The 7,279-nt window shown below is 67.1% G+C and carries 5 protein-coding genes and 1 pseudogene; 4 read left to right on the top strand and 2 right to left on the bottom strand.

Going from position 1 to position 7,279, the window contains the following annotated elements; translation table 11 throughout:
• Positions 1-189: 189 nt before the first annotated feature.
• A complete protein-coding gene (locus tag KJ554_10075) occupies positions 190-1,584 on the bottom strand; it encodes a glycoside hydrolase family 88 protein (protein MBU0742684.1) in 1,395 nt (464 codons plus the stop codon).
• Between the two features lie 19 nt (positions 1,585-1,603).
• Complete coding sequence (locus tag KJ554_10080; protein ID MBU0742685.1) at positions 1,604-2,620, bottom strand: hypothetical protein; 1,017 nt, start codon at positions 2,618-2,620, stop codon at positions 1,604-1,606.
• Positions 2,621-2,801: 181 nt separating this feature from the next.
• On the opposite strand from KJ554_10080, the gene KJ554_10085 reads away from it, so the two are divergent.
• From KJ554_10085 to KJ554_10100, 4 genes and pseudogenes are all read left to right on the top strand, one after another.
• The gene (locus KJ554_10085) at positions 2,802-3,287 is read left to right on the top strand and encodes an SH3 domain-containing protein (protein ID MBU0742686.1); all 486 of its coding nucleotides are present in this window, start codon (positions 2,802-2,804) and stop codon (positions 3,285-3,287) included.
• Positions 3,287-4,186 carry a M48 family metallopeptidase gene (locus KJ554_10090; GenBank protein MBU0742687.1) on the top strand — a complete coding sequence of 300 codons (900 nt, stop codon included), beginning with the start codon at positions 3,287-3,289 and terminating at the stop codon, positions 4,184-4,186. Before KJ554_10085 ends, KJ554_10090 begins: the two co-directional genes overlap by 1 nt.
• Positions 4,187-6,175, top strand: a complete 1,989-nt coding sequence (locus tag KJ554_10095; GenBank protein ID MBU0742688.1) for an adenylate/guanylate cyclase domain-containing protein — start codon at positions 4,187-4,189, stop codon at positions 6,173-6,175.
• A gap of 551 nt (positions 6,176-6,726) precedes the next feature.
• Positions 6,727-7,222, top strand: a pseudogene (locus tag KJ554_10100) (HNH endonuclease).
• Positions 7,223-7,279: the final 57 nt, after the last annotated feature.

The following is a 7,279-nucleotide window of genomic DNA, read 5'->3' on the forward strand; positions in this document are numbered from 1 at the left end:
CGGCGGATCCGGTGACCGGTCGATGAGGGGGATGTTTAGCGGGAAAATGCTATCTTACGATATGTGCAGGTATCTCGTGTGCTTAATTGATGGTTTTTTACATTTGTCCGCCGGGCCGGCGCTCGCGGTGGCTCCGACCGTGGTCTCCCGCCTGCAGATTGCCGGTATGTGCGGGTTGGTCCGCGCAGCTCAGCGGGCGAGCGTCATCCGGCGCGAGACCCGGACGCCGTCCGCCACGAGCCGGCCGACATAGATCCCGGACGCCGCCGGCCTGCCCTCGCCGTCGACGCCGCGCCAGACGCAGGCGTGCGCACCGGGCGGCAGCTCCCCGTCGACAAGCGTCGCGATGCGGCGGCCGCAGAGATCGTAGACCGACAGGTTCACCGCGGCGGCGGCCGGCAGATCGAAACGGATCATGGTGACTGGATTGAAGGGGTTCGGCGCGTTCTGCGCCAGGAACGGCCCCACGAAGGGGTCCTCATCCGCAGCCGAGGCGCCGTCGGCCAGCCGGAACAGCTCGCTGCCGGCCAGCAGGAAAGCGCCGACGCCGAAGTCCGCGGTGCAGTCGCAGGTCACCGGCTGGGACGACGCCGGCTCCCCTCCCACGTCCTGCACGTATCCCAGGAAGCCGTCGGGGTGGACGGCGACGGTCGACAGGCCCTGCCAGGCCCGGGCCGCCACGGGCAGGTATGTCTGCTCGTCCAGCAGGCCGCTGCGGATGCCCCACGCCAGGCCGAAGGTGAAGAACGCGGTGCCGCTGGTCTCCGGTCCCGGGAAATCGGTCGTGTCGGCGAGGCTCACGTTCCAGAAACCGTCGGCGCGCTGGACCGCGGCCAGGGCCGCGGCCATGTCCCGGAAGGTCGCGACGTATTCCGCCCGGTGGGGATCGCCGGGCGGCAGGTCCGCCAGCGTGCGCGCGAGCCCGGTGAAGACCCAGCCGTTGCCCCGCGACCAGAAGCAGGGCGCGCCGGCGGGCGTGGCGTAGGGCGGCAGGTAGCTCTCGTCGCGATACCACAGGTGGCGGGCCGGGTCGTAGAGGCCGCGCGCGGTCCTGGTGTGGGCGTACAGGTCGTGCAGCTTGAGGAAACAGCGGTCGTCCCCGTGCAGGAGGCCGAGGCGCATGAAGACGGGCATGGCCATGAACAGGGCGTCGCACCACCACCAGTCGTCGCACTCGGGGCTCTCGACCATGCCCAGCACGCTGGTGGTGATGTCGGCGAGATGCGCGGGATCGGGGACGAACACGTCGAGCTCCGCGTACGTCTGCCCGCAGCACTGATGGTCGGCGTTGCGCGTGGTCGGACCGCCGAAGAGGGCCCAGGCGTTGCTGTCCGCCCAGAGAAAGGCGTAGTCCAGGTCGGCCTGGCGCGGGGCGATCGCGTGCAGCGCCATATGACCGGCGAAATAGGCCGACCGGGCCCAGCCGCGGTTGCCCGGATCGGGATGCCCCGCGACCCAGTGACCTTGGACCAGGCGCAGGGTGGCGAGGATCTCGGCGCGGGAGGGCGGGTCCTGGGCCGAAGACGGCGACGCGAGCATCATGCCCAGCGTCGCCGCCATCGAACAGAGATACCAGAAGCGCATGGCGACCGTCCAGGCCGCGCTACCTGGCCATGCTCTCGGGCCGGTAGCTGAACTGGAAGATGATCGACGTGTCGCGCTTGTCGTCGCGGAACTCGTTGTCGTAGCTGGTGGCGACGGGGATGCGCACGCCGACGAAGGGATTGAACTTGCCCAGGGCGTAGGACACGCCGGGGAACAAGTCGATCAGCGTGCCGGCCATGTTGGCGCCGTTGTCGACGGTGGGGCTGCCGTCGCTGAACTCGGTCTCGGACTTGCCGTCGCCGAGCTTGACGATCGTGGCGCCCATGTGCAGCCACCAGCTCCGGCTGGCGCGGTGGCGGCCGAAGACCGAGCCGACGATCTGGCTGGCATTGGTCGTCTTGGTCGTCGCGGTGTATGTGCCGTAGTCGAAGACCGACTCCACCGGCGAGTTCTTGCGGTACATCAGGCCGAACAGCAGGCCGCGCTTGGGCGTGGACTTGGCGTACTGGCCCCGCAGGATGTAGTCGGTGGTGCCGGTGCCCAGGGGCACGGCGTACTCGAAGCCTGTGTCGTCCTCGACGGTCTTCTCCTCGTTGCCGGTCGGCAGCTTGACGCTGGCCGCGAAGCGCAGCTGGGTGCCGGGCGCGGCGAGGGGTTTCGTGTACTCGGCGTCGAGGGTGATGTCGCCGAGGCCGCTGGCCGAGGCGTCGTAGCCGAAGTAGTTCAGTGTGCGGTCAAAGATCAGCGGCACGTGCGCCTTCATGGCGAACATGGGCGAGAAGCGGTAGAAGGGCGTCAGCACGCCGGCCTTCATGTTCTCGGTCACGTCGACGTAGGTGCTGATGCCGGCGCCGGCGGCGTCCTTCTCGCCGTCCTCGCCGGTCTCATCGTCGCCATCGCCGGGAACCGGCGCGAAGTCGACGGCCGAGGGCACGGTCAGCGGCGCCGTGGTGGTGTCGAAAGCATCGCCGTGATCGTGGCCGTATTCCCCCTCCTGCGCCATCACGGCCGGCGCGGCGATCATCAGCATCGACAGAATCCCCGACCCGATCACGAGCTTGCTTATCCTGAGCATGATCAGCCCTCCCGATGGTGAAGAGTCTCCAACCGCCCTGCAGGGTAACACGCGCCAATCGACCCTCAAAATGTTATGTCGTCGACGCGCGCCGGCGGAAAAGCATGGCCTGGAGGCGGCGCCGGATGATAACATTCCCGCGCCATACGAGTTGATCATCTCCAACACAGGGAGTCGACGCATGAAGAAGATGCGACGTTGGCTGCCCCTGCTCCTGCTGCTGCTGGCGGCGGTGGCGGCCTGGGCGGCGGCGCAGATGCTGAGCGTACAGGTGCGCGAGGGGCAGTTGCGCGATCGCCCCTCGTTCCTGGGCAAGGTCGTGGCGGACGTGTCGTACGGCGACCGCATGACCGTGCTCTCGTCGCAGGGCGGCTGGACCAAGGTCCGCGACGGCGGCGGCAAGTCGGGCTGGATCCACACCTCGGCGCTCACCGAGAAGAAGGTCGTCCTGAAGGCCGGCGACATGGACGCGGCGACCGGCGCGTCGGGCGAGGAGCTGGCCCTGGCGGGCAAGGGCTTCAACGACGAGGTCGAGGCCGAGTTCAAGTCCAAGAACCCGGACGTGGACTACGCCTGGGTGGACCGCATGGAGATGATGGCCGTCTCGGCCGAGGAAGCGGTCGACTTCCTCAAGGACGGCGGCGTCGAGCCCAAGGGAGGTGAGTGATGAAGAAGCTCACACCGATCATCCTGTCCCTGCTGCTGCTCGCGATCGCGGGCTGCGCGACCGTGGCCAAGATGGGCACCCAGGTCGCCCAGGGCACGGGCGCCATCACCGAGGAGCAGGGCGAATCGCTCAACCGCGCCACCGACGCGCTGGCCCTGACCTTCGAGGACATCACGCCCGAACAGGAGTACTACATCGGGCGCGCCGTGGCGGCGACGATCCTGCAGGACCACCCGCCGCTCGACGACTCAAGGGCCAACGCATACCTCAACCGGATCGGCCAGACCGTCGCCATGGTGTCGGACCGGCCCGAGACCTTCGGCGGCTACCACTTCCTGCTGCTGGACAGCGACGAGATCAACGCCTTCGCGGCGCCGGGCGGCCTGATCCTGGTCTCGCGCGGACTCGTGGCGTGCTGCAGGGACGAGGACGCCCTGGCCGCGGTTCTGGCTCACGAGATCGGCCACGTCCAGAACAAGGACGGCCTGCGGGCGATCAAGAAGAGCCGTCTGACCGGCGCCCTGACCACCCTCGCGGTGGAAGCCGGGCGCAGCCTGGGCAGCGAGGACATCAAGGAGCTGACCGAGCAGTTCGCCGGCGGCATCGACGACATCACCCAGACCCTGGTCAACAGCGGCTACGCCCGCTCCCTGGAACACCAGGCCGACGCGTCGGCGGTCACGGTGCTGGACCGCATCGGGTACGACCCGCACGCCCTGGTCGGCATGCTGGAGGAGATGGACAGGCGCTGGGACCCCAAGGGACACGGGTTCGAGCGCACGCACCCCTCGCCCAAGGACCGCCTCGGCAAGGTGCGCGGAACGGTCCCCGCCGGAGCCGCCGGCGCGGCGCCAGCCAAGCGCGCGGCCCGTTTCGCGGACGCGGTGGGCGGTCTCTAGGTGACGTCGGCGCGCAGGCACGGCCTGGCGATCGGAGCGGCGGCGGCGGTGCTGGCGCTGCTGCTCTGGTCCACGGGCGCCCTCGAGAGCTGGGAGCGGACGACTTGGGACTGGCGCGTCCGCCTGTTCGCCGGACCCGGCCCCGCGACCGGCCAGGTGGTGCTGGTCCTGCTCGACCAGCACAGCCTGGACTGGGGCAGCGAGACCATGAGCCTGGCCTGGCCTTGGCCCCGCGAGGTCTACGGTCCGATCCTCGACTTCTGCGCCCGCGGCGGCGCCCGCGTGGCGGCCTTCGATGTGCTGTACACCGAACCGTCGGTCTACGGCGTGTACGACGACGAGGCGCTGGGCGAGGCCATCGCCCGCAACGGCAAGTTCGTCGGCGCGCGGTTTTTGGAAATCAGCCCCAACCACGACGGCGCCTCCGGCTCGACGGAACCCATCCCCGAAGTGGCCAAAGCCGCCACCCTCTTGGCCAACGTCAGCGATCAGCCCGACGCCGACGGCATCTTCCGGCGCGCCGGCCTGGTCGAGCGGATCCTCGGCACCGAGGACGACGTGCCCTCGCTCGGCGTGGGCGCCTGGCTCGTGGGCGCCGAGGACGCCGCGCTGGACGACCTGCCCGCCCGCGCGCACCTGAACTCCGCCGGCACCGCCCTGTTGCGCTACCGCGGCGGCACGAGCGCCTTCACCACCTACAGCGCCGCGGCGATCATCCAGTCGGAACTCAGACTACTCGAAGGCGGCGAACCGACCATCGACCCGGCGTCGCTGCGCGACAGGTACGTCTTGTTCGGCTTCAGCGCGCCGGGCCTGCTGGACCTGCGGCCCACGCCGGTGAGCCGCGTCAGCCCCGGCGTGCTGGTCCACGCCACGGCCCTGGACAACCTGCTGTCGGACGGGTTCATGCGTGATGCGCCCCACTGGCTGGCGATCCTCGGCGTGGCGTTGATGGGGCTGCTGGCGGGGCTGCTCGCCACGTCGATCACCTCGACGCGGGCCTCGGTGCCGCTGGCGGCCGGCCTGATCGGACTGCCGGCCGTCTGCGGTCTCGCCGCCTACCCGCCCGGCTGGTGGGCGCCGGTGCTGCCCGGCACGGTGGCGGCGGCCGTGGCGGTCTTCGGCGGGCTGGTGCGCAACTACGCGGTGGAGGGACGCCAGAGGCGGTTCATCAAGTCGGCATTCCAGCACTACCTCAGCCCCGCGGTCATCGAGAAGGTGCTGGTCGACCCGAACGCGCTGAAGCTCGGCGGCGAGCGCCGCGAACTGACGATCATGTTCTCGGACCTGGCGGGGTTCACGTCGCTGTCCGAAGGACTCGAGCCCGAGGCCTTGACCACGCTGCTGAACGACTACCTGACCGACATGACCGACATCATACTCGAAGAGGGCGGCACGCTGGACAAGTACGAGGGGGACGCGATCCTGGCCTTCTGGAACGCGCCGCTGGATCAGCCGGACCATGCGGCGCGGGCCTGCCGGGCGGCGGTGCGCTGCCAGCGGAAGCTGGCGGAGCGGCGGACGGAGTTCCGGGAGCGGTGCGGCAAGGACATGTATGCGCGGATCGGGATGCATACGGGTGTGGTGGTGGTTGGCAACATGGGGTCGCGGCAGCGGTTCGATTATACGGTGCTTGGCGACGCCGCTAATCTGGCCTCGCGGCTGGAGGGGGCGAACAAGGCGTTCGGCAGCGCGACGATGGTCAGCGAGACGACGCGGGGGCAGGCCGGGGACGGGTTCGACTTCCGGGCGCTCGGGCCGCTGCGGGTGGTGGGACGGAAGGAGCCGGTGGAGGTGTTCGAGCTGGGGAGCGCGGCGGCTGCGGGCTGGGGGGCGTTCGCCGAGGCGCTGGCGGTCTGGCGCGTAGGGGATGCGGTGCAGGCGCGGGAGATGTTCGCCGCGATCGCCGACGATCCGGTGGCGCGGGCCTGCGCGGGAATGTGCGGGGAGAGCGGCGGCGAGGCGGTGTGGAGCTTGACGCGGAAGTGATGGGTTCGGCTGCTTGGGGGCCGGGGGCGGTGAGACGCGGCGGTTATCGCGCTATTCTTGACTTACGCGGGGCGAACGGGATACGCTGCAAGACCATTGTCAACAGAAACTGTTGTCACATTGTTCATTGCCTCCGTTCAGAGATGGGTGATATTGACGAGATCCCGGAGGATGCATACGACTTAGACTCATGGCATGATGTCCCACACAAGAATGAACTCGGATTGGGGCGCGATTTAGTATTCACGTTTGTTTCGCAGCGTCTTCCGGCGGAACTTGATCGCATTGAGCGTATCTTCAGACGGCGGGGGGCCTATTCGAGCTACAAGGCCTTTCTTGAGGAGCGAGGTCTTCTTGAAGAGTGGTACGAGTATGAGGATGCCCGTCTTCAAGAGGCGATTCTCGAATGGTGTCGTGTCGAAGGAATCGAGGTCACGGGATAACACGTGCTTCCAGCAGCCAGTCGTGGCTGTCACGCCCCTTGCAAGGCAAGGGCCGCGCCATCCACGCCTGCAGCTGAAGCTCATTAGATTCATTTAGGAAGGTTGTGAATGGCGAACGAAATCATTTCCTACTTGGAGATGTGTAGTCGCGAGAAAACTAGCCTTCAGCGGGGAATGAACTTCAATCTTCACGGAAGCCATTCTGTCATTCTTATGTCTCTGCGTCCAAACGCGCCATATAACGACCGCTTCGATGACGACGGATCGACTCTTATCTACGAAGGCCATGATCATCCGAAACACGCAACGGTGCCTGATCCAAAACGCGTCGACCAGCCCGAATTCACACCCAAGGGTGCGCATACGTAAAACGGCCATTTCCACAGAGTAGCCCAGGCCCATGCTGCAGGAAGTCTGGCAACGCGACGGCGGTAAATGTGTGATGTGTGGCGCTACCGATGACCTCCATTTTGACCACATCATTCCGTATTCTAAAGGCGGGGCTTCGATAGTCGCTGAAAATGTGCAACTGTTGTGTGCGCGGCACAACTTACAGAAGAGGGATAAAATAGGCTCTTCCGGTTCATGCGTAGTTGAAGGTTGAAAAAATGTGGACATGCAAGTCTCCTGCGAAGTTACGAGGCTTCAGCAAGGAGGCTAA

The organism is bacterium (genome assembly GCA_018814885.1).
Taxonomy (GTDB): domain Bacteria; phylum Krumholzibacteriota; class Krumholzibacteriia; order LZORAL124-64-63; family LZORAL124-64-63; genus JAHIYU01.